This is a genomic window from uncultured Methanobrevibacter sp. (assembly GCF_947166415.1).
In the GTDB taxonomy this organism is placed as follows: domain Archaea; phylum Methanobacteriota; class Methanobacteria; order Methanobacteriales; family Methanobacteriaceae; genus Methanocatella.
The window spans coordinates 19,978-42,844 of sequence record NZ_CAMVEE010000016.1 but is presented as its reverse complement, the minus strand read 5'-3'; the positions used below and the strand labels follow the sequence as shown (position 1 = coordinate 42,844).

The window sequence follows — 22,867 nt, the reverse complement described above, 5'->3', positions numbered from 1 at the left end:
AATGCTACTGTTGTTTTAGTTGCTACTGGTGAGAATGCTACTGGTGTTGATCCTGATAGTGTTGTTGTTTTGGATGCTAATGGTAATCCTGTTACTGGCATTACTGTTACTGTTCAGGGTAATGATACCATTATCATTAGTGGTTTAATCCCTGGTAATTATACTGTTCAATACACCAATACTGTTAATGAGACACTTTATAATACTGCTGATAATGTTACTGGCGTATGTGTCTTGAAGGCTAATTCCACTATTATGGCTGAGAATCAGACTGTTGTTTATAATGCTACTGTTGTTTTAGTTGCTACTGGTGAGAATGCTACTGGTGTTGATCCTGCAAGTATTGTTGTTTTAGATGCTAATGGCAATCCTGTTACTGGCATTACTGTTACCGTTAACGGATATAATATTGCTATTAGTGGTTTAATCCCTGGTAATTATACTGTTCAATACACCAATACTGTTAATGAGACACTTTATAATACTGCTGATAATGTTACTGGCGTTTGTGTCTTGAAGGCTAATTCCACTATTCAAGCTCCTAATCAGACCGTTACTTACAATGCGTCTGTTATTTTAGAGTTTAGTATTCAAAATGCCACAGGTATTGATGTTGGAAGCATTGAGATTGTAAATGTTGATACTAATCAAACAGTCACAACTGCAATTATCAATGTTGATGATTTAACTGTTACTATCAGTGGTTTAGGCGCAGGCAATTATACCGTTAAATATAACAACACAGTTAACGAAACACTCTATAATACTGCTAACAATGTAACAGGAGTCACTGTCTTGAAGGCTCCTTCAACAGTCAGTGCTCCAGACATTATCGCTACATTTGGCGATGAAGTGTTAATTCCTGTTTCATCAGTTAACGCTACAGGCGTAACTTATGAAATCATTGACAGCAGAGGTGTTTCCATTGCTAACGGCACTGTTGGACCTGAAGGCCCTATTAATGCTAGTGGTTTAGCTGCTGGTGATTACACTGTTAAATTAACCACTGAAGTAGACAATAACCATACTAGTTTCACTAATACTTCTAAAATACACATAAGACACGTATATTACATTGTTCTTGATCCTATCACTGGTTACACTGGTCAAATTGTTAATATTACTGCCCATGTTACAGATGAAACAGGCAGTCCTGTGGATGGTGGCACTGCTACCTTGGTTATCAATTATGATAACAAAATCGGACAAGCCGCTTCAATTGGTAAATATGGAAGTAAAATTGGACTTGCTGTTTCTATGGGCGCTATTTTAGGCGCTAACGCTGAAACTTATACAACTGATGTTCATGAAGGCGAAGCAGTATTCGAAAATGTCAAACTTGGAGCACCGGGAGTATATCCTGATGTTGCAACATATGAGGGTGATGACGGAGATCCAGCTCAAAATGAGTCTACTGTCACTATCTTGAAACTCAACACCACTGTTGATGGTGATGACGTTTCAGGCAAACCTGCAGATAAAAAAGACATTACTGTTGATGTTTTAGACCAAAACAACAAACCTGTTAAAAACGGCACTGCTACTTTAACATTAAACGGTAAAACTTATACCGCAACCGTTAAAGATGGAAAAGCAGTATTTAAAAACGTTGTATTACCAAATCCAGGGGATTATGTAGCAACCGTTGACTATAACGGTAATGATTATTATAATCCATCTAGCACTACAATTAATGTACATGTAGATAAACTTAACACTCAACCTTCCGCTGATGATGTCACAGGCAAAGAAGGAGAGAAAAAGGATATCGTTGTAAAAATTGTAGACGAAAATAACAACCCTGTTAAAAATGGTACTGCTACATTAGTAATTGATGGTAAATCTTACACTGCTGATGTTGTTGACGGCGTTGCAATATTTAAAGATGTTGTATTGCCTGCAGATGACACTGTAGCTGTTGTTTATTATCACGGAAACGATTATTACAATGATAGTACTACTACCTTCTTGATAAAGATTGAGAAGAATGAAAATAATGAAACAAACGGAACAGGCAAAGTTGTATCTGAACCAACTGTTGATACTAGAGCAACCGGTAATCCAATTGCTATCTTGTTGTTAGCATTAATAACATTAGTTTCAAACAGAGTATATCGCAAAAGATAAATTTTCGAGAATTTTTTAATTCTCTTTTTTTCTTTTTTTTTATAAATTAATCTAAATTACATTTTAATATTCAGTATATTTTTCAAACCTTGAGTTCGTGATAATAAGGAACATTAGCAAAATTATCGCCCAAGGAACAACTGGTGACATCAGCATTACTGTAAACAATAAGAACTACACTGGCACTATTGATGAGAATGGCGTGGCCAGAATAACTGTTGATGTTTTACCTGTTGGAGAATATGATATTGCAGCAAACTACGGTGGCGATAAGAATTACACTAACGCTTCAGCAAAACTTGTAAAAGGCCTTAATGTCACTAAAGTGGATGATTATGTAATGAACGTGACTGCTGTTGATGTTAAAGTTGGTGAGAACACAACTATCACAGTAAATGTTCCTAAAGACGCTACAGGAAATGTGACTATCTGGGTAAACGGCACTACTGCTATCAATACCACTATTGTAAACGGGGTTGCCACATTCAATATCACAAAAGACATTGAAGGCAAATACACAGTCAATGCTACTTTAAGCGATCCTAAATATGCTAATAAGACTGTTGAAACTGTTTACTATGTAACCAGAAACGACACTCCAATGAACATTACTGTATTGAATGACACTCTCATTTATGTTGGAGATGTTGTAAAAGTTGTTGTAAGCGTTCCTAGTGATGCAACAGGTACAGTAACTATTGGTGTAAACGGCAAAAAATACACAAATTATGTTGAAGATGGAAAAGCAGTATTTGAAATCTCAGGATTGAAAAAAGGAGATTATAATGTTGAAGCATCATATTCTGGAGATAAGAAATATGAAGCAAACAACACCATAACAGACATTATTGTTACTTTCCATGATGACGACAACGGCAATCACGCTGGAAATGGCGGAAGTCAAGATTCAGCTAACGGCGTCAACTTGGCGGATCATCCGACAGGAAATCCAATATTTGCACTGCTGTTGATATTGGTCGTTTTAACTTCAACTCAAATTAGAAGATTCAAAAAATAATCTTCTATTTTTCATTATTTTTTTAGAAATTGATTCATTTTAACTGTTTGATATAGATTACCAAATAATAATTTTTCAATTTGAAAATAAGTATTCGTTATTTTGAATATAATTGTAAGTATTATTATAGTTTTTCAATTAAATATACTTTATTTTGCACCCATATTCAAGTATATTGATTCAAAATCATCTTCCGTTTGGAGCATGAAAAAATATTTTTATATGATTTTGAACATATTATAATATTGAAGTTGAGAGTGGTTTATATGGTTGAATTTGTAACGATAAACTGGATATATGTAATCCTTTTATTTATTTTGGCATTTATCACATACAAGCGAAAATCTTTGGATTTGTTCGGATCAGCAGTTATGGTGATAATGGGTGTAATAATCATTTTCTCAGCGGGGGCTAATTGGCTGTTATTGATTGTTCTATTTTTAGTTTTATCCTTGCTTGCTACAAGATACTCCAAAAAGTATAAAATGTCCTTGGGTGAATTTGAAGGAAGAAGAACATCCAAAAACGTTATTTCAAATGGGGTTGTAGCCTGTTTCATGGCGGCATTTGGAGGTTATTACCTTCCGTTTGTCGGAGGTTTTATAGGTGCAATAGCTACTGCAACAGCAGATACCTTGGCTTCAGAGATTGGAGTATTGTACCAGCCTCGTTTAATAACCACTTTTCAGAAAGTCGATCCAGGTACTAACGGCGCAGTATCCACATTGGGGACAGCGGCAGGTATTGCAGGTGCTGCAATAATAGGTATTTCAGCATATCTTTTAGGAATTGTTGCAAATCCGTTTTCCGCAATAGTTGTTTCAATCATTTCAGGAACAATAGGTTGCTTTGCAGACAGTATTCTTGGTGCACTTCTTGAAAACAGGGATCTTTTGACCAACGAGCATGTTAATTTAATAGCTACCATTGTAGGAGCTATTGTTGGTATTTTTCTTATCTAAACTATTTTTTCACTAATTTTTTTTCAATTAAAATAAATTATTTAACTATTGAAGAATAAAATCTATAATAGTATAATTTAAGGTGATATTTATGAAGGGAATTATATTAATTATGGATGGTATGGGAGACCGTCCTATTAAGGAATTAGGTAATAAAACCCCTCTTGAAGCTGCAAACACTCCGAATATGGATAAGATGGCGGCGGAAGGAATTACTGGTATTATGGACTCAATTGCTCCAGGAATAATTCCGGGCAGTGATACAGCCCATATCTCTATTTTAGGTTATGACCCATATGAGGTCTATACTGGAAGGGGACCTTTTGAAGCCAATGGTGTTGGTGTAGATGTTCTTCCGGGAGACATTGCATTCAGATGCAACTTTTCAACCGCTGATGAAAACTTAGTTGTAACAGATAGGCGTGCAGGAAGAATCAAAGAGGGAACCAAAGAAATCGTTGACGAATTGAACAAAATGGTTTTGGAGGATTATCCTGATATTAAAATAATCTTTAAGGAATCAACCGGTCACAGGGCAGTTTTGGTTTTAAGGGGAGAAGGACTCTCCGATAAGGTAAGCGATGCAGATCCTAAAGTCGAAGGAAACAAACCTAAAGAGGTAAAGGCTTTGGATGGCACACCTGAAGCCGAAAAGACTGCAGACATCCTGAACAAGCTGGTCGAAAAAACTTATGAAATGGTCAAAGACCATCCTGTAAACTTGAAAAGAATCGAAGAAGGTTTGCCTCCAGCAAACATAGTTATCCCTCGTGGAGCAGGTGCAGTGCCTGTTGTCGATTCATTGAATGATAAATACGAAATCAACTCCGCATGCATTGCAGAAACAGGTCTCATCATGGGTATCGGAAGATTTGCGGGAATGGACATCATTGAAATGGAAGATGTTACTGGTGGAATCGATACAAATCTGGATAATATCCGTGACACAATCATAGACCAAGTTAAAAACTCAAACCACGACTTTTTCCTGATAAATATCGATGGTGCAGATGAAGCTGGCCACGACGGCCAAACCATGGAGAAAAAGGAATTCATTGAAAAAGTGGACAGGGTTGTTATGAGCGAATTAATCAAACTTGAAGATGTTTACATTTTCTTGACTGCTGATCATTCAACCCCAATTTCAGTAATGAACCACTCCGGAGATCCCGTGCCTGTATTGATAAGGGGTCCTGAAGTAAGGGTGGATGATGTAAAAGAATTCTCTGAAGTTGCATGTGCAAAAGGAGGGCTTTGCAGAATCAGAGGTTCTGATGTAATGAATATCATGATGGATTTAATGAATTATGCCCACAAATTCGGAGCATAGGTGATAGAATGGTAGCAAAAAAACTATTTGGAACATCCGGAATAAGAGGCAAAGTCGGATCTGAAGTAACCTGTGAGCTCGCGTTGAATGTAGGTAAATCTTTGGCATTGTATTTGGGCAACAAGGGAACTGTCGTTTTAGGTCACGACACCAGAACTACAAATGAAATGCTGGACCAGGCCATTTGCGCAGGATTGCTTGAAAGCGGTGTTGACGTAATCAAGATAGGTATGGTTCCAACTCCACTGGTTGGATATGCTACCGAAAAATTGGATGCTGATGCGGGGATTATGCTGACAGCATCTCACAACCCTTCACAATATAACGGAATCAAATTATGGAATAAAAACGGGATGGCATATACTTCAGCTCAGGAAGCTGAAATCGAAAGGATATATGCTGAAAAATCCTATAAATCCGTAAACTGGGATGAAGTGGGTACTTTAAGTATCAATGAAGAAATTAAAGGGGAATATATTGATGATTTGGTTTCTTTGGTTGACATTAAAAAAGGTTTGAAAGTAGTTGTCGATTGCGCATCCGGTGCAGGAAGCGAAATATCACCTTTAGTATTCAGAAAAGCAGGATGCGAAGTGACTACCCTGAACTCTCAGCCAGACGGATTTTTCCCAGGAAGAAACCCTGAACCTAATGAAGAGAACCTTCAGACATTAATGAAGACAGTTGTGGCTATCGGCGCAGATCTTGGAATTGCACATGACGGCGACGCCGACAGGATGATTACAGTTGATGAGATGGGTAATGTTTCACCGTTCGATTCCCTTTTGGCCTTGATGTCAAAGGAATTCGAAGGGGATATTGTAACCACTGTTGATGCGGGACTCTGCATGGACGAATCAGTGAAAGGTGAAGTTCTAAGGACTAAAGTCGGTGATGTGAACGTTGCTGAGGTTATAATAGAAAAAGATGCCGCGTTTGGAGGGGAACCTTCCGGAACATGGTTGCATCCGTACTTCTGCATGTGTCCTGATGGTATTCTGTCAGGATTAAAAATGGTTGAAATCGTTTCAAGGGATGGAAAATTGTCCGAATTATTAAAAACTATTCCTTCATATCCGAATATCCGTGAAAAGATAACCTGTTCTGCTGAAGCAAAGATTAAAGTAATGGAAAACATGGAAGAGTTGCTCACCTCAGAATTCGATGACATTCGTGAAGTCAATTCCATTGATGGTGTCAGACTAACATTTGAAGATGACAGCTGGGTTTTGGTAAGACCATCCGGAACCGAGGACTATGTCAGGATAACCTTGGAATCAAGAGATCAGAAAAGAGCAGAATTCATTAGGGATGCCTGCGTAAAAATAATTAAGGAAAATTTATAGCTAAATTTTCTTTTTTTAACTTTTTTTTGCTTATATTTTCAGTTCGCTCCAGATATTCTTTTGAGATATGGGATTTTGCTGAATGCATAAGTTATTATCCATGATAAGAATACCACAATCACCAGAATCACCGGTAACAGCTTTAGTGAGTGTATGTTCAACGGTTTGATGCATTGGAGTATTATGTAATGTCCAAGAAACATTCCATAGCTGCAGATGCTTATGCTGACAATCATCTTTCCAATGAAATTTGATTTGATACGGTTATAAATGCTTTTAGGATTTAATGAGCATTTATCCCAGTATTTTATCATCAAAAACAGGCTTGCGGCCTGTGTGGCTATTATGATGTTTTGGTAGTATTCAGTGTAGAGATTCAATTGATAATACATGTTAACCATATGGATCAGTGTTGAAACGGCAAAAACCGCAATGCTTGAATATAAGATTTTCTTGTCGGACAGTTTGAATTGCTTGTTGTCAAGGTAATATCCCAAAGCCACATAGCCGACATATCCGGAAAAGTATCTCAATTCCAACGGCTTCAGCAATAACGGCTCGTATGAATTAAACAGAAGGGTTATGACCCATATAATCAGAAATATCTCCAGACCTTTCAAGTCATATTCTTTCAAATAGGCGTTTATCACGGGCATCAGCAGATAAATTCCAATCAATGACCAGATATACCATGTAGGGGTGTTGATTCCAAAAATGAAATTCAATATTTCTGTATCTGTCCAGTTGAGGAAAACGACTCCGACGATGCTTGTTATCACAATCCAAAGGAAAAACGGATAGATAATTCTTGTAAATCTCTTTTTATAGAATTCTTCCAGAGAATAGTTTTTATTCAGCAACAGTGCTCCGCTCAGCATAAAAAACAGGGGAACGCCGGTCAGTGCAACAGTTGTAAATAGTCCCGGCAGCGCAAGCTTCAAGCTTCTAAAGCTGTAGCCTATCATGCCGTCAACGTGGCATAATATGATTGCAATGATAGCGAAAGCCCTTAAAAAATCGTAATAAAAAATTCTGTTTTCAGTTTTCATTTACATCTGACAAAAATTAAAAAAAGTTTTGTAGAAGAAGAGGTTCTATTCTTCTTCTGCAATGAATGCTTCAACTCCAAGAGCTGCACATTCTGGGCAAACCCAGTCATCTGGCATGTCTGCAGGAGTTTTTCCAGCAGGAATGTTATATGCAGGGTCACCTTTTTCTGTATCAAATCTGTATTCGCAGTGCATACATACATAGATAGTCATTTTTACAATCTCCTTAATTTTTTTATTATCAGCATAGCTAATGTAATTTTTAGTTTATTTTAACTAATATTTAAAATTTGGTTATTTTTTTAGGAAAATTAATAAATAAGTAAATAGTTAAACATATATCATTATAAGAAATTTTTATAAAGGGGATAATATAAAATGAAAGCAATTATTTTAAGCGCTGGTGAAGGGTCTAGAATGAGGCCGTTAACACTTACAAAGCCTAAGACCATGTTGCCGGTTGCCGGAAAGCCGATTATCCAATATAACATAGAATCATTAAGGGACAATGGGATTACTGAAATACTGTTGATTGTACGTTATAAGGAAGAGATGGTTCGTGATTATTTTGGTGACGGCAGTGATTTCGGAGTTAACATAACCTATAAAACTCAAAAGGATTTCCTGGGAACTGCAAATGCGATTTCCTACGGTAAAGATTTCATCGAAGACAGCATAATAGTTTTAAATGGAGACATCATTTTGGACAATGAAATCATTCAGGAAATCATTAAAAAATATAATTACATGAAGCCTGACACATTGATGGTTTTGACTGAAGTGGAGGACCCTTCAGCTTTTGGTGTTGTTGAGATAGAGGATGGGAACATCAAAAAGATTGTTGAAAAACCTAAAAGGGAAGAAGCTCCAAGTAATTTGGTAAATGCAGGCATATATATCTTTAACAAGGATATTTTCGATAAAATTGAAAAGACGGAGATTTCCGAAAGAGGAGAATATGAGATTACAGATTCCCTGTCTATGCAAATCGAAGACGGAAAAACCGTTATTGGTCATAAAACCAATAAGGATTGGATTGATGTAGGTCGCCCTTGGGAACTAATTGAAGTTAATGAAGAGCTTATTGGTCAGCTCAAAACCGAAATCAAAGGAAAGATTGAGGAAGGAGCCCATATCCACGGAGAAATATTTTTGGATGAAGGCAGTATCATCAGGGCAGGAGTATACATAGAAGGAAACGTTTACATTGGAAAGAACTGTGATATAGGTCCTAATTCATATATTCGGGGAAATTCCTATTTCGGAGACCATGTTCATGTGGGAAATGCAGTTGAAATCAAGAATTCAATCATTATGGAAAACACCAACGTTAGCCACTTGAGTTATGTTGGTGACTCAGTCATAGGATCCAACTGTAACATAGCTGCCGGAACTAATATTGCAAACTTGCGTTTCGATAACCGTTCCGTTAAAACCAAGATTAAAGATCAGATGATAGATAGTGGAAGACGTAAACTAGGTTCCATTATTGGGGATTCCGTTAAAACTGGAATCAATTCTAGCTTCTCTCCAGGAGTTAAAGTTGGATACAACTCCACTATCGGTTCAGGGGTTTTGTTGTATGATGATGTACCCTCCGATACTCGCGTATTGGTAAAACAAAATCATATTATCCAAGATAAAAAAGCAAAGAAATAATTTGGCGATATTATGGAAAATAAAAAAGACTCTGTTATAATATGCCCAGGCGCACAGGTATTTGGTGATGTTGAATTAGGAGAAAATGTCTCCATATGGCATGGAGCCGTCATTAGAGGGGACACAGACTCAATTACCATTGGTGACAATTCCAATGTTCAAGACAATTGCGTCGTTCATTGCACTCGAGGATTTCCAGTTGAAATTGGAAAGAATGTTTCAGTAGGTCATGGAGCTGTTGTTCACGGATGCAAATTGGATGACAATGTTTTGATTGGAATGAATGCCACAGTCTTGAATGGAGCCCACATATCTAAAAATTCGATTGTCGGTGCTGGAGCGGTTGTAAGCGAAGGCAAGGAATTTCCTGAAGGCAGTCTGATTTTAGGCGTTCCGGCTAAGGCAGTAAAGGAAGTTACACCAGAACAAATAGCGCTTATTCAAAATAATGCAGACAATTATGTAAAACTTTCCAAACAGTATAAGGAAGATTAAAATATGAAACCAAGGCAAATTGTAGATGAAATGGATTCCTATGTTCCGGGAAGATCACAGGATGAAATTGCAGAAGAATTCAATTTAAATAAGGATGATATTATAAAGTTAGGATCCAATGAAAATCCATGGGGTCCCTCTCCAAAAGCCGTTGAAGCAATCAAGAAAGAAATCAATTCAATCAACAGGTATCCTGAATCACAGCTTAAAGAGCTGGTGAGCGAAATTGCCGAATACAGTGGTGTTCGCGACAATCAGGTTATCATTGGAGGGGACGGTGCCGATGAAATCATCGATGTTCTGGCAAAGACATTCATAGATGAAGGCGACGAGTTCATTGTCCCTCTGCCGTCTTACATGTACTATGAATATCTGCTGCAACAGTATGGGGCTCATCCGGTTTATGCAAAATGGGATTTGGATAAGAACGAATTGGATCTTGATTCCATTTATGAGGCAATAAGCGAGAAAACCAAGATGATTTTCCTGTGCAGCCCAAACAATCCTACAGGCACTTTAATCGATAAGGAAATATTGGTGGATATTGCTTCCAAAAACCCTGAAATATTAATCATCATTGATGAAGCTTATTTCGAATACTCTGAAGTTACAAATAAAGATTTAATAGATGAATTTGATAACATTTTCATCATCCGTACAATGTCTAAAGTTTTAGGTCTTGCAGGAATGAGAATCGGTTACGGTTTGGCATGTGCCGAAATTATCGAGCATATGCATAGAATAAAGCCGGTATTTTCATTAACAAGATTATCTTTTGTTGCAGCACTTAATACATTTAGAGACAAAGAATACATTGAAGAATCAATCAAAAAAGGAATAGCGTCAAGACAATATTTATACGATGAATTATCAAAAATCGATTCACTTAAGGTATTCCCATCCAAGTCCAATTTCATGCTAATCCGCATAAAGGATACCGGATTTACAGCAAAAGAATTGGCTTTAGAACTTATGAAACGCGGAATTATTGTAAGAGATTGTACTTCCTTTAAAGGGTTGGATGAATACTGGATTAGAATCAGTATCTGCACCCTTGAAGAGGATAAGAAATTCATTGAAATTATAAAAGAGGTCTTAAACTAATGTACATAGGCGGAACTGTCATATCGTCAGTGGAATTTCATGGAAACATGTCTTTAGTCATTTTCATGTCCAAATGTCCGCTGGCTTGCAAGTATTGTCACAATGTTGAACTTTTGGAAGATAACACGGAGTGGTCTTTTGAAAAGGTAAAAGAGGAAATAGATTCCTCTGCCGATTTTTTGGATGCAATCGTAATTTCCGGAGGAGAACCTTTGGTTCAAACCGATGCAGTCATCGAAATACTCAAGTATGTTCGTGAAATCGGACTCAAGACAAAACTTGATACAAGCGGAATCTATCCCGACAAGCTCAAAGAGATTTTGGATTTGCACTTGTTGGATTTCATTTCCCTCGATATCAAAACAGTCTTTTCCAAGTATAGAAAGATTACCGGCGCAAATGTTGGATTCAATGTTAAAAAATCCATGGAATTAATAAATGAATATCCTGATGTCCATCTGGAAGCAAGAACAACATATGTTCCGACATTAGTATCCAAAAAGGACATCCACAATATTGTCGATGAAATCGAAGCCGATATCTATACTATTCAGCAATTTAGAAATAAAAACGTATTGGATCCTGCATTGGAAAAGGTTGAAAATCCAAATCCTCACGACCTGATAAAATTAGCTGAAGAAATCAAACCGTATTTTGACGGTCAGGTGAAAGTGAAGACTTCTGAATTCGGAGAGCAAATAATTTAACTTTATGGAGGTGTCTTATGCCAATTTTATCGTTTTCTAGCAATGATATAGATGTAATTACCGGTAAAAAAACTAGAACAATACGTAAGACTTGGAAGACTCCTCTTAAAAAAGGAGACAGGCTCTATTGCTATTGGAATCTTGTGTCCAAGGAAAAAATGAAAATTTTTGAAGCTATCGTAACTGATGTTGAAGACATTCCATTTAGCGAAATTGAAGGAAATGAGGAACTGGCCATAGAAGAAGGATTCAAAGACTCAAAGGACATGTTGAGGGAATTCAAGAAGATGTATGGTGGAAGAATCGACAGTTCTGATCAGTTCCAGATAATTCATTTTGAGAAATTGCACATCGATGATTGGAAAGGCGATAAGATAGATGAAAAGGCCATGATTATGAAAAGGGCAGATATTCTTTTTGACAGCGGAAAGTTTGACAAGTCAACAATGTGCTATGATGCCGCTTTGAAAATCGACCCGAACGATGTCTATCTGCTTAACAAGCAGGGAGATAATCTATCCAGGTTAGGCAGATTCATTGATGCAATTGATTGTTATGACAAGGCTCTTGAAATAGAACCTGACAATGTATACATTTTGAACAACAAGGCTATTGCCCTTTTAAACTCAGGAAACATCAACGAAGCCTATAAGGCCAGCACAATAGCATATAACTTCCGTCCCAGCAGCCCAATAGTGTTATACTGGAGAGGATTTATCCTGGAGATGCTGGGCAGATACGACCAGGCTTTGAAGGTGTATGACAAGCTCATCATCATCGATGGAGAAAATCCTGAAGTATGGAATGCAAGAGGCAACCTTTTGTCTGACATGGGAAGACTTGAGGAAGCTATCGAATCATTTGACAAGGCCGTGGAAGTTTGTCTGGACGATTCTGAAATGGATGCTTCAGCCATCAATAGGATGGGAAATGCATTCATCGATTTGGGAAAATTTGATGATGCTCTTGAATGTTTCAATAAGGCCATTTCCCTTGAAAAAAATAACATCGACTTTTTATTGAATAAAGGCGTGGTTTTAATGGAATTGGGCAAGTTTGAAGAGGCTGTAGAAAGTTTCAATCAGGTGCTGCTTAGAAATCCAGATAATGAGGATGCATTTTTCTTAAAAGAGGAATGTTTGGAAAACTATTAGGTGTTTTTCTCAATCGATGTAGATTGCCATTATTTTATTTTTAAATTTTTACATCAACTTATTTAATTTAAAAAAATCATTTCATTAAAATTACTTTTATAAAAATTGTTTTATTTTAATGAACTCTATATTTCATTTAATTGATTTGAATTGGTGATGGTTTTTTCGTGTTTCATTTTTTGTATTTCTTGATTAAATCGATTCCCCAATTTGTCATTTCATCTGCCTTTTCCTGGGAGTCGGATTCGGCAAAGCATCTGAAAATTGGTTCTGTTCCGGATGGTCTGATGATTACCCAGCCATCATCTTTAAGGATTTTAACACCGTCTGTAAGGTCCAATTTAAAGTCAGTAGTGCTTTTCACTTCTTCAGCAATGCTTTCCATGACAAATTCCTTTTGGTCATCAGGACATTCGATTTTCATTTTGCTTGCATAATAAACAGGAAGCTCGCTGACAAGTTCGGACAATGATTTTTTCTCTTTAGCTATTATCTCTAAAATCTTGGCCACGGTCATCACTGCATCTCTTCCGTAGACAAAGTCCGGGAAAATCAAACCTCCGTTTTCCTCTCCTCCGAACAATCCGTTTTCATCTTTAAGTTTTCTGGCTACAAGAAGGTCTCCAACTGCAGTGGCGATAACTTCGCCGTTGTACTCTTCGGCAATGTCATAGATGGCCTGTGATGTTGCAACTGTTGTAACGATTGTTCCTCCGTTGTTTTCCTTAAGCATCTGCTTTTCAACAAGGGTGAATGTTTTATCTCCCAAAACGAAATTGCCTTTTTCGTCGATGCAGATGGTTCTGTCGGCATCTCCGTCGTGAGCAAGACCGATGTCGGCTCCAAGCTCTTTTACGACATTTATCAGTTCCTGCAGATTTTCTTCGATAGGTTCAGGGTCACGGCCAGGGAAAAATCCATCAGCTTGACAGTTGAGGGTGGTCACATCACATCCTAATTTTTGGATAAGGTATGGTGCGGTGTATGATCCTGCTCCTGAACCGCAATCCACAACGACTTTCAAATTGGCGTCGCGAATGGCTTGGACATCCACTTTTGATATTGCCTCTTCAATATATTCATCAATAATCTTGTCGTTTTGATATAATTCTCCGATTTCAGACCAATGTGCTCTTTTTGGCTCTTCATCAAAGTATAATTTTTCAATCGCAAAATCCATTTCATCAGGAATTCCAATTCCATATTCATCTAAAAATTTAAGTCCGTTATATTTTGGAGGGTTGTGGGATGCTGTAATCATCACTCCACCGTCGTAATATTTGCGAACGGCATATTGGACTCCGGGTGTGGGTAGGATTCCCAAATCCACAACATCACATCCTGAAGACAAAAGTCCTGCTTTTACAGCTTCCTTCAGCATAGGGGAGGATGTTCTGGTGTCTCCGCCAACAGCTACAGTGCCTTGAATTAGAGTTCCATAACAGGCGGCAAGCCTTGATGCAAACTCGGGAGTCAAAACATCGTTTGCTGTTCTTCTAACTCCAAAAGTTCCGAATAATCTTTTTTTATCAGACATGTTATTAAATCCTATTAATTTATTCTATAATATTTTTGAAGTTTAATCAATAAATAAGTATTTGTTAGGAAATGATTTTTAGACTATCCTTTGAGGATAATATGAGTTCTAATTGTGATTTGTATTCGGTGATTTTGCCAACAACTTCGACTTTCCTGTTTTTAAAATCGGTGATGTCCAAATGATTTTCCTGAAGTTCGGCAGCTTGAGTTTTGAAAATTATCAATTGCATCTGGCCAGTGCCGTCATTGATGGTTAAGAAATAGCTGCTTTTGGATTTTGATTGGCTGATGTCATGTATTACTCCGTCTATTTTGACTTCCTCATCAATCATTCCCCTATTTATGTCTTTAATGTCAATTTCCTTGACTTCAATTGTGGGAGTGAATATTATAAGGCCGATAATTCCGATTAGGGAAGTGACTAAAGCTATTTTCAGTAATTTTTCATCAGTGATTTCCATGAGTTTTTATTAATTTTAATGGTAAAAATAGCTGATAGGATTTCATTTTGTAAAATTTATAAGAAATTAAAAATATAATAGGATTATGTTTGAAAATTTGACAAGGACCGAGTTGTATGCAACATTGACGGGTATTTTCACTGCATGTTTGATTGTATCCAATATCATTGCGGGAAAGACATTCGATTTTTTCTCATTTGTCCTGCCATGTGGTGTAATAATTTTTCCAATAATTTACATAGTCAACGATGTGCTGGCAGAGGTTTACGGCTATGAGAAAACCAGAAAAGTAATCTTGCTTGGTTTTTTCATGAATCTTGTTGCTGTAATCTGTTATACAATTACAATTTGGCTTCCGGCACCGGTGTTTTTTGAAAATTCTGAGGCGTTTTCTGTTGTTTTGGGTTCCACTTTCAGGCTTTTGGTGGCTAGTTTTGCAGCTTATCTGGTAGGTTCAATCGTAAATGCAAAACTGATGGTCTATTTAAAAAAATGGGATGAGGATAAGCTATTTTTCAGATGCATAGTTTCAACACTTTTTGGTGAGGGTATGGATGCCCTGATATTCATTACAATAGGATTTTTGGGAACAATGCCTATCGAAGCTTTGATTTTGATGATTGTTATGCAGGCTTTATTCAAGACTGTATATGAAATAATCGTTTATCCGCTAACAAGGACAGTCATCGCACGTGTCAAAGCGTTGCCTGAGATTTAATTTCCAGTGTTATACATGGAAATTAACCTTTCAACGGTGTCCGCATCCATTGGACTTTTATCTTTTCTTATGTTTTTGACGACAGGGAATCTCAGTGAGTAGCCGGTTTCATATTCTGGGGATTCGACGATTTCGGAAAATGCAATCTCCAAAACTATTTTTGGCTCTACGGTAATCTCACGGCCTTTTGTTGAAATTTCAAGTTCCTTCATTTTTCCGGTCAGATATTCGAGGGTAGCATCATCAAGGCCTGTCGCGGCGTAAGCCACTGTTTTGAAGTCATCATTTTCATCTCTCAAAGCCACAAGATAAGATCCGACAAAGTCTCCCCTTTTTCCTATTCCGTAGGTTCCGCCGACGATAACCATGTCCAGGGTTTCAGGTTCCGCCTTGTACTTGAGCATCTTTTTGCCTCTGAGTCCAGGAATGTAAGGTTCTGAAGCGTCCTTGATCATGATTCCCTCATGACCTCCTTCAATTGATGTTTCAAAGAGGTTTTGGATTTCATCTATGTTGTCGGGTGTTCCAACAAGCATTGTACTCAAGTTCATTTCATCAACGCTTGTATCAACAATCTCTTCCAATGTGTCTCTTCTTGTCTGTAAAGGTTCATCTATCATCGGAACCTTATAGAACAGCACATCGAATAAAAATAATTTTAATGGAACGTTTTCCATAGCTTCTTCCACGTTATGCTTCCTTCTCACCCTGTGAAGGATGTTCTGGAAAGGCAGCGGTTTCCCGTCCCTTGTAGCTATCACTTCCCCTTCCACGATATAGTTTTCATGAGGAAGATGTTCGTCAAACAAATCGACGATTTCTGGAAGTGCATGGGTAATGTTTTCAAGCCTGCGGGTAAATATTTTGATTTCATCCCCGTTCCTGTGAACCTGAAGACGGATTCCATCGTATTTTGTTTCACAGATTGCCCTTCCCATTTCAGGGATGATTTCATCCAAAGGAGGTGCAAGCTGTGCAAGCATTGGCTTGACTGGTGTTCCTGGTGTAAGATTAAGTTTTTCCAGGCCTTCCGCGCCTTGTTCCTTGGCGGTTCTTGCAACTACTGACATGTCGTTTGTAAGCATCTGCGCCCTTTCAACTATCTTCTTGTCAATGTTGAATGCTTGAGCTATTGCGTCTCTGACAACCCCGTCGCCGACGCCAATTCTTAACTCTTCAGTGATTGTTCTTGTCAGGTATTTGGCTTCTGTTGCGCTTGCCTGTGAAAGCAATTCCAAAATGACTGCGATTTTACGGTTGGTTGACCTTGAACCACTGATTTGGGATAACTTGCGCAAGCTATTGAAAACGAAATCGATTGTTAACGGTTGTGAGAAAAAGGTCATTTGGGACTTTTTGGCATACAGTTTAACGCATGCAAGGCCAATGTCTCCTTCATCACGAACAGCATCTTCTACATTGGCTTGGGTAGTTCCCACAGCTTCAGCAACCGCCCTTTCAACCAATTTTCCACCAATTCCGATTTCTTCAGAACTCCATGCCGGAAATACAACGCCTAAAATCAACAATCCGACTTTTTCGATGGTGTCGGAATCCAATTTTTTCAGGTATTCCGCTATTATTTCAGTCTTTTCCAGTCTTTTTGTTGTTGCCTCAAGAGCGGAGTAAACGTCCACCAATTCCTGATACTTCATTAGAAATCTCCTTTGGCAATTTTTACTGCACAATATTCTCCGCACATTGCACACATTTCATTATCGTCAAGTTCGCATTTGTCCCTGTATTTTCTTGGTTTTGATTTGTCAAGAGCCAAATTGAATTGGGCTTCCCAGTCAAATTCCCTTCTGGCCTGTGCCATTGCACGTTCTCTGGTCCATGCTGAGTCAAGTCCTTTTGCAACGTCAGCAGCTTCTGCAGCTATTTTTGATGCAATGACTCCTTCTTTTACATCTTCAAGGCTTGGCAGGGACAGGTGCTCTGCAGGAGTTACATAGCATAGGAAATTTGCGCCTGATGCTGCCGCAATTGCTCCTCCTATTGCTCCTGTGATGTGATCATATCCGGGTGCAATGTCAGTTACCAGCGGACCCAATACATAGAACGGTGCTCCGTGACAGATTGTCTTTTGAATTTCCATGTTGGCTTTAATTTGGTTCAATGGCATATGTCCAGGTCCTTCAACCATAACCTGAACATTGGCGTCCTGAGCTCTTTTAACCAATGTTCCGAGATTTACAAGCTCTTGAATTTGAGGGATATCGCTTGCATCGGCCAGACATCCTGGTCTGAGGCCGTCGCCCAAGGATAATGTAATGTCATACTCATAGGATAATTCCAGAAGATAGTCGTAATTTTCATATAATGGGTTTTCCATGTCGTTGTGGTTAATCCATGATGCCATGAATGTTCCTCCACGACTCACGATACCCATCATTCTTTTTGCATCTTTCAGTTTTTGAACCAAGTCTTTGGTGATTCCGCAGTGGAGTGTCATGAAGTCCACCCCTTCCTTTGCCTGATTTTCGATAGCTTTAAAGATATCGTCAGGATCCATATCAATTATTTCCCTGTTTTTGCCTAAGGTAACAACGCCCGCCTCATAAATTGGCACTGTTCCTATGCACAAATCAACCGCATCCATTATCTTTTTCCTGAATAGCTTTAAATCGGAACCGGTTGAAAGATCCATCAAGGCATCGGCACCATATTCCTGAGCCAATTTCGCTTTATTGACTTCCAGTTCAATATCATCGATTTTTGATGATGAACCGATATTTGCATTGATTTTGGTTTTCAGGCCTTCTCCAATACCGCATGGTGTTGAATGGCCGTTGATATTTTTTGGAATTACAACTAATCCCTTGTCTATTAAATTAGCTAATTTATTAACATCAATATTTTCCTTTTCTGCAACATACTCCATTTCAGGGGTGATGTTGCCTTTTTGAGCTTCACTTTTTTGAGTCAATTTTCATCCCTCATGTTGACTAATCAGTAATATATTTGTTCTTAAGGTATATAGAATTATTTTATATATTTTGATATCATATAAATAATTGATTAAAATGAAGGTAATATTTTTTGACACTGAAACTTCAGGTCTTGATTGCAGAAGCTGTAAAATAATTGAACTTGCAATGTTTACAGTTGTCGATGGTGAAGTCGTAGAGAAATATGACGAATTTGTCAATATCGGCGAGCCATTGTTTCCTAAAATTACCGACATCACAGGAATCACCAATTCCATGTTAAGGGAGGATGGAATTGATGAGGAAACTGTTGCGTGGGATTTGAAAAGGAGACTCACTCCGGGAACAGTAATGGTTGCCCACAACTGCCAGTTTGATTTGCAGTTTGTTTATAATCTGTTGTATAGGCAGTTTCAGGATGAAGCATATGAGATGATTCAAAATGTCAAATGGCTGGATACCATGACTGTTTTAAAAGACAGAAAGGATTATCCTCATAAACTTATTGATGCGGCAAGGTTTTATGAAATTGATGATGTCAATTATCATCGAGCTATTGACGATACCAAGGCACTCTATTATGTGGCCATGGCTATGAAAAAGGAACGTGATGATTTATCGGAATATATTAACGTTTTCGGTTACAATCCGAAATATGGTGTTGGGGGTGTGAGATTCCCATTTATCAAATACAAATCCCAGCCTTATCACAATCGTGGAAAATTGCCTCAGGACAAGATTCTGCCAAGAATTTAAATCAATGGATAAGGCAAGTCAGGATTGTCTTTTTTAGGTTTTTCCCCACCAATTTTTTCCAGACGCATTTCCAAAAATCTTTTTCCATCTTCTGTTTTAGAAAATATTGGAATGGATTGACCAACTGTTTTTAAGCTCTCATTATATCCGATTTCACGCATGTTTTTAGAGGCACAGCCTGTCGCAACATCACAGACATCGAATAATTTTCTTGCATCTTCAGCACTTCTTTTTGAGGTATGCACTACGAAAACATAGATGTTTACGTCGGGATTTTCTTCTTTTAGCTTTTTGATTCCATCCGCATCACTTGCTAAAGTTATGGTGACTGCAATATTTTTGAATCCTTTTTTAATTGCTAACTCGATTCCTTCAATCTGATTTATTCCTGCGTTTTCAGGGTCTAGAATATTTTCTTCACCAATTTTAGGAATCAATTCTGGTATTGGACTTGTTTTCACAAGACCTGAAACGCGTCCGCCAATACCCTGAACCAGTTCAGGTTCGGTGACGATGACGGTTCCGCAACCTTCGAGAACCATCACGACGGAATCTATCACGTTTTCATCAAGTAATGTGCACATTATTTCAGAAATTCCAAAGTTTAGGAAGTCTTTCATTCTTAATTGCCTGTTTGCAGTGCACATTCCAAAATCATCAATTCTGAATTGAATGTTTTCAGCTATTACTTCTTTTGTGAGTTTTTTAATTCCTCTGTGGTGATCAAAAAGAGGACAATATTCCACTTCAGGTTCTGTAACGTCAACAACTTTTCCATCCTTGATGGTAATCTTACTTAGCCCCAATGCTTCAATAATATGTTCGCTCATGGTTATAACTATTGTTAAAAAGAGTATTTATATGTTCATTTCCATTCTTAGTTAATTGTTTGAATTCAAAAAAAGTGTTTGATTTGGAGGTTGTGTGGGAAGGGTCTGTTCTTCCCACTATATGGTTAGAAAGTTTTTCAGTAATAGGGAGGAAAAAGGAAGAAAATTATGGCAGAGTTATCTTCTTCCTTACATATATTGGACTAGCTGTTCGTCCTGGTCTTTGTTTCCAGGTTTGACTTTTTCAATCGCTTCTTTGAAGTATTTGTATGGGATTTCAGTTGATTCGAGGTCATCTCTTAAGGTGAGCATTGCTGCTTCACGACATACAGCCTCAATGTCAGCCCCAACATAGCCGTCTGTGTTTTTGGCCAGTTTTTTGAGATCAACATCATTTGCAAGAGGCATGTCTTTGGTATGCACTTCAAAGATGGAAAGTCTTGCTTCTTCGTCAGGTTCTTTGACTTGTATGTGTCTGTCAAACCTTCCAGGTCTCATCAATCCTGCATCAAGGATGTCCGGTCTGTTGGTGGCAGCGATGATTGCAACATCTTCAAGCTCTTCCAAACCATCCATTTCGGTTAACAATTGATTGACAACCCTTTTGGTAACGCCGCTGTCGCCGTCGTTTCCGCTACGTGTGCTGGCTATAGCATCTATTTCATCGAAAAAGATCACGGTAGGTGCAGCTTGTTTTGCTTTTCTGAACACTTCCCTCACTCCTTTTTCGGATTCGCCAACCCATTTTGATAAAAGCTCAGGGCCTTTGACAGAAATGAAGTTGGCTTCACTTTCACTAGCAACGGCTTTAGCAAGCAAGGTTTTACCTGTTCCTGGAATTCCGTAGAGCAATGTTCCTTTAGGCGGTCTTATTCCTAAGCGTTGGAAGGTTTCAGGATGTTTTAAAGGCCATTCGACTGCTTCTTTTAGCTCTTGTTTTACATCTTCAAGGCCTCCGACGTCATCCCATTTGATGTCTGGGATTTGGACAAGGACTTCCCTTAAGGCTGAAGGTTGGATTTCTTTTTGTGCGGATTTGAAATCGTCTCCGGTTACAACAATCTTTTCCATAACTTCTTTTGGAATCTCTTCGTCATCGCTTTTTATTTCAGGCAGGATTCTTCTGACTACTCTCATTGCAGCTTCTTTACATAGTGATTCGAGATCAGCCCCCACAAATCCGTGTGTTGTGTTTGCAATTTTGTCTAAATCAACATCATCTGCAAGAGGCATGTTCCTTGTGTGAATTTCAAGAACCTCTTTTCTTTCATCTGAGTCAGGAACTCCGATTTCGATTTCACGGTCGAATCTTCCAGGTCTTCTGAGTGCAGGGTCAAGGGAGTCAGGTCTGTTGGTTGCACCGATAACTACCACTTGTCCACGTGATTTAAGACCATCCATCAAAGTTAAAAGTTGAGCAACGGTTCTTCTTTCAACTTCTCCGTTGGTTTCTTCCCTTTTTGGAGCGATTGCATCGAGTTCATCTATGAATATGATTGAAGGTGAGTTCTCTTCAGCTTCTTCGAAGTATTCCCTAAGGTTTTCTTCAGATCCACCAACGTATTTGCTCATGATTTCAGGTCCGTTGATTGCAATGAAGTGAGCGTCACTTTCACTTGCAACGGCTTTTGCAAGTAATGTTTTACCGGTTCCAGGAGGTCCGTGCATCAATACCCCTTTTGGTGGCGCAATTCCTAATTTTTCAAAGAGTTCCGGCCTTTTAAGAGGAATCTCAATCATTTCCCTTACTTTTTTAACCTCTTCTTTGAGACCACCAATGTCTTCGTAGCTTACGTCTACAAGGTTTCCGACACCTTCGATTTTGCTCACGTCGACAGGGGATTCATGGAGTTGAACTTCGGTGTTTGGCCCAACGATTACGATATCTTTTGGATTGGTTGAGACTACTGCAAATTTGATTTCTTTCATTGCAGGTGTAATGTCCATCAGTTCATCGAATAAGCTGCCGAAGCCCATATTCATGCTTGGCCTTGGTGCCCTTATTTGAGATCCGATGATGTCTCCTTGCACCATTACCTTTCCGGCAAATAAACCGCGAACATCTCCTTGTACGCGGATGTTATTTTCAATAGGTGCCAAAACGACTTTTTTAGCTTCGGTCGCTTTGGTTTTTTTAACAGTGACTTCACCGCCGATAGTTGCCCCGGAGTTTTTACGTACTAACCCATCTATTCTTATGACTCCAAGACCAATATCGGTTTGTGAAGGAAGAGCGATAGCTGCAGTTCTTTTTTCTCCGTTGATTTCAATCAAGTCCCTTTCATGGATTCCTAAGTCATCCATTACATTCGGATCAAGTCTTGCGACACCTTGGCCGACATCTTTTTGAGAAATTGCTTCTGCAACTTTTAATGTGATTTCATTTTGTGCCATGATATCATCTCCTTTAATGGCTGTAATTAAATAATTGTAATTTTGTCAAATCTTTTTATAACTTTTTGTAAGTTTATTATGAATTGACAATATAAGATAGTATGTTTTACTATATAAAGATTTCGGTTAAAAATTGAAAAATTATCTTTCTTATTTTTCTTTATTTAACTTAAAAATAGTTAATTTATGTTAATTTTTATATTTGATGTTATTTTTATTTTGATTGATAAAAAATAATGGTGTTGGTTTTTTAATATTTGAAAATAAAATTTAATTACTTTTAGGTAT

Annotated in this window: 20 protein-coding genes; 12 read left to right on the top strand and 8 right to left on the bottom strand. The window is 38.0% G+C overall.

Annotated elements, in window-relative coordinates:
• The 5 genes from Q0W25_RS04965 to glmM (Q0W25_RS04945) all read left to right on the top strand — a co-directional run.
• Positions 1–2,127, top strand: a 2,127-nt coding sequence (locus Q0W25_RS04965; protein WP_298519643.1) for a hypothetical protein, incomplete at its 5' end; no start/stop codon positions are given.
• A gap of 97 nt (positions 2,128–2,224) precedes the next feature.
• A complete protein-coding gene (locus tag Q0W25_RS04960) occupies positions 2,225–3,145 on the top strand; it encodes an Ig-like domain-containing protein (RefSeq protein ID WP_298519641.1) in 921 nt (306 codons plus the stop codon).
• Between the two features lie 266 nt (positions 3,146–3,411).
• Complete coding sequence (locus tag Q0W25_RS04955; protein WP_297827260.1) at positions 3,412–4,107, top strand: TIGR00297 family protein; 696 nt, start codon at positions 3,412–3,414, stop codon at positions 4,105–4,107.
• A gap of 91 nt (positions 4,108–4,198) precedes the next feature.
• Positions 4,199–5,437: a 2,3-bisphosphoglycerate-independent phosphoglycerate mutase gene (locus Q0W25_RS04950; protein ID WP_298519637.1), complete on the top strand. Its 1,239-nt coding sequence runs from the start codon at positions 4,199–4,201 to the stop codon at positions 5,435–5,437.
• A gap of 8 nt (positions 5,438–5,445) precedes the next feature.
• Positions 5,446–6,783, top strand: a complete 1,338-nt coding sequence (glmM, locus tag Q0W25_RS04945; protein ID WP_298519634.1) for a phosphoglucosamine mutase — start codon at positions 5,446–5,448, stop codon at positions 6,781–6,783.
• A gap of 38 nt (positions 6,784–6,821) precedes the next feature.
• Here the strand turns inward: glmM (Q0W25_RS04945) and Q0W25_RS04940 are convergent, their stop codons facing one another.
• Positions 6,822–7,832, bottom strand: coding sequence for an acyltransferase (locus Q0W25_RS04940; protein WP_298519631.1), 1,011 nt, complete (start codon positions 7,830–7,832; stop codon positions 6,822–6,824).
• A gap of 45 nt (positions 7,833–7,877) precedes the next feature.
• On the bottom strand, positions 7,878–8,045 hold the full coding sequence (locus Q0W25_RS04935; RefSeq protein ID WP_297827271.1) for a rubredoxin: 168 nt from the start codon (positions 8,043–8,045) through the stop codon (positions 7,878–7,880).
• A 165-nt stretch (positions 8,046–8,210) separates the two neighbouring features.
• Between Q0W25_RS04935 and glmU the strand changes: the two genes are divergently transcribed.
• Genes glmU through Q0W25_RS04910 form a run of 5 tightly spaced genes read left to right on the top strand, consistent with a single transcriptional unit; the run spans position 8,211 to position 12,951 of the window.
• Positions 8,211–9,491 (top strand): bifunctional sugar-1-phosphate nucleotidylyltransferase/acetyltransferase, encoded by a 1,281-nt coding sequence (glmU, locus tag Q0W25_RS04930; RefSeq protein ID WP_297827274.1) that lies wholly within the window; start codon positions 8,211–8,213, stop codon positions 9,489–9,491.
• 12 nt (positions 9,492–9,503) lie between these two features.
• Positions 9,504–9,986 (top strand): gamma carbonic anhydrase family protein, encoded by a 483-nt coding sequence (locus Q0W25_RS04925; protein ID WP_297827277.1) that lies wholly within the window; start codon positions 9,504–9,506, stop codon positions 9,984–9,986.
• A 3-nt stretch (positions 9,987–9,989) separates the two neighbouring features.
• Positions 9,990–11,090, top strand: a complete 1,101-nt coding sequence (gene hisC / locus Q0W25_RS04920) for a histidinol-phosphate transaminase (RefSeq protein WP_298519626.1) — start codon at positions 9,990–9,992, stop codon at positions 11,088–11,090.
• Positions 11,090–11,797 carry an anaerobic ribonucleoside-triphosphate reductase activating protein gene (locus tag Q0W25_RS04915; protein WP_298519623.1) on the top strand — a complete coding sequence of 236 codons (708 nt, stop codon included), beginning with the start codon at positions 11,090–11,092 and terminating at the stop codon, positions 11,795–11,797. Before hisC ends, Q0W25_RS04915 begins: the two co-directional genes overlap by 1 nt.
• 17 nt (positions 11,798–11,814) lie before the next feature.
• Positions 11,815–12,951 (top strand): tetratricopeptide repeat protein, encoded by a 1,137-nt coding sequence (locus Q0W25_RS04910; RefSeq protein WP_297827285.1) that lies wholly within the window; start codon positions 11,815–11,817, stop codon positions 12,949–12,951.
• 172 nt (positions 12,952–13,123) lie between these two features.
• Here the strand turns inward: Q0W25_RS04910 and glmM (Q0W25_RS04905) are convergent, their stop codons facing one another.
• Positions 13,124–14,488, bottom strand: a complete 1,365-nt coding sequence (gene glmM / locus Q0W25_RS04905; RefSeq protein ID WP_298519619.1) for a phosphoglucosamine mutase — start codon at positions 14,486–14,488, stop codon at positions 13,124–13,126.
• Between the two features lie 64 nt (positions 14,489–14,552).
• Positions 14,553–14,951: an OB-fold nucleic acid binding domain-containing protein gene (locus Q0W25_RS04900; protein ID WP_298519616.1), complete on the bottom strand. Its 399-nt coding sequence runs from the start codon at positions 14,949–14,951 to the stop codon at positions 14,553–14,555.
• Positions 14,952–15,036: 85 nt separating this feature from the next.
• Here Q0W25_RS04900 and Q0W25_RS04895 point away from each other — a divergent pair, with 85 nt between their 5' ends.
• Positions 15,037–15,669 (top strand): queuosine precursor transporter, encoded by a 633-nt coding sequence (locus tag Q0W25_RS04895; RefSeq protein WP_298519613.1) that lies wholly within the window; start codon positions 15,037–15,039, stop codon positions 15,667–15,669.
• On the opposite strand, the gene Q0W25_RS04890 is transcribed toward Q0W25_RS04895, so the two are convergent.
• Positions 15,666–17,324, bottom strand: coding sequence for an ATP-dependent DNA ligase (locus Q0W25_RS04890; protein ID WP_298519610.1), 1,659 nt, complete (start codon positions 17,322–17,324; stop codon positions 15,666–15,668). The two genes, Q0W25_RS04895 and Q0W25_RS04890, sit on opposite strands and share 4 nt — an antisense overlap.
• Positions 17,324–18,598, bottom strand: a complete 1,275-nt coding sequence (gene thiC, locus Q0W25_RS04885) for a phosphomethylpyrimidine synthase (RefSeq protein ID WP_298519607.1) — start codon at positions 18,596–18,598, stop codon at positions 17,324–17,326. Before thiC ends, Q0W25_RS04890 begins: the two co-directional genes overlap by 1 nt.
• Before the next feature lie 97 nt (positions 18,599–18,695).
• Here thiC and Q0W25_RS04880 point away from each other — a divergent pair, with 97 nt between their 5' ends.
• A complete protein-coding gene (locus tag Q0W25_RS04880; RefSeq protein ID WP_298519603.1) occupies positions 18,696–19,355 on the top strand; it encodes a PolC-type DNA polymerase III in 660 nt (219 codons plus the stop codon).
• On the opposite strand, the gene Q0W25_RS04875 is transcribed toward Q0W25_RS04880, so the two are convergent.
• Positions 19,352–20,185 (bottom strand): methanogenesis marker 8 protein, encoded by an 834-nt coding sequence (locus tag Q0W25_RS04875; RefSeq protein WP_298519600.1) that lies wholly within the window; start codon positions 20,183–20,185, stop codon positions 19,352–19,354. The two genes, Q0W25_RS04880 and Q0W25_RS04875, sit on opposite strands and share 4 nt — an antisense overlap.
• Before the next feature lie 189 nt (positions 20,186–20,374).
• A complete protein-coding gene (locus tag Q0W25_RS04870; RefSeq protein ID WP_298519597.1) occupies positions 20,375–22,579 on the bottom strand; it encodes a CDC48 family AAA ATPase in 2,205 nt (734 codons plus the stop codon).
• Positions 22,580–22,867: the final 288 nt, after the last annotated feature.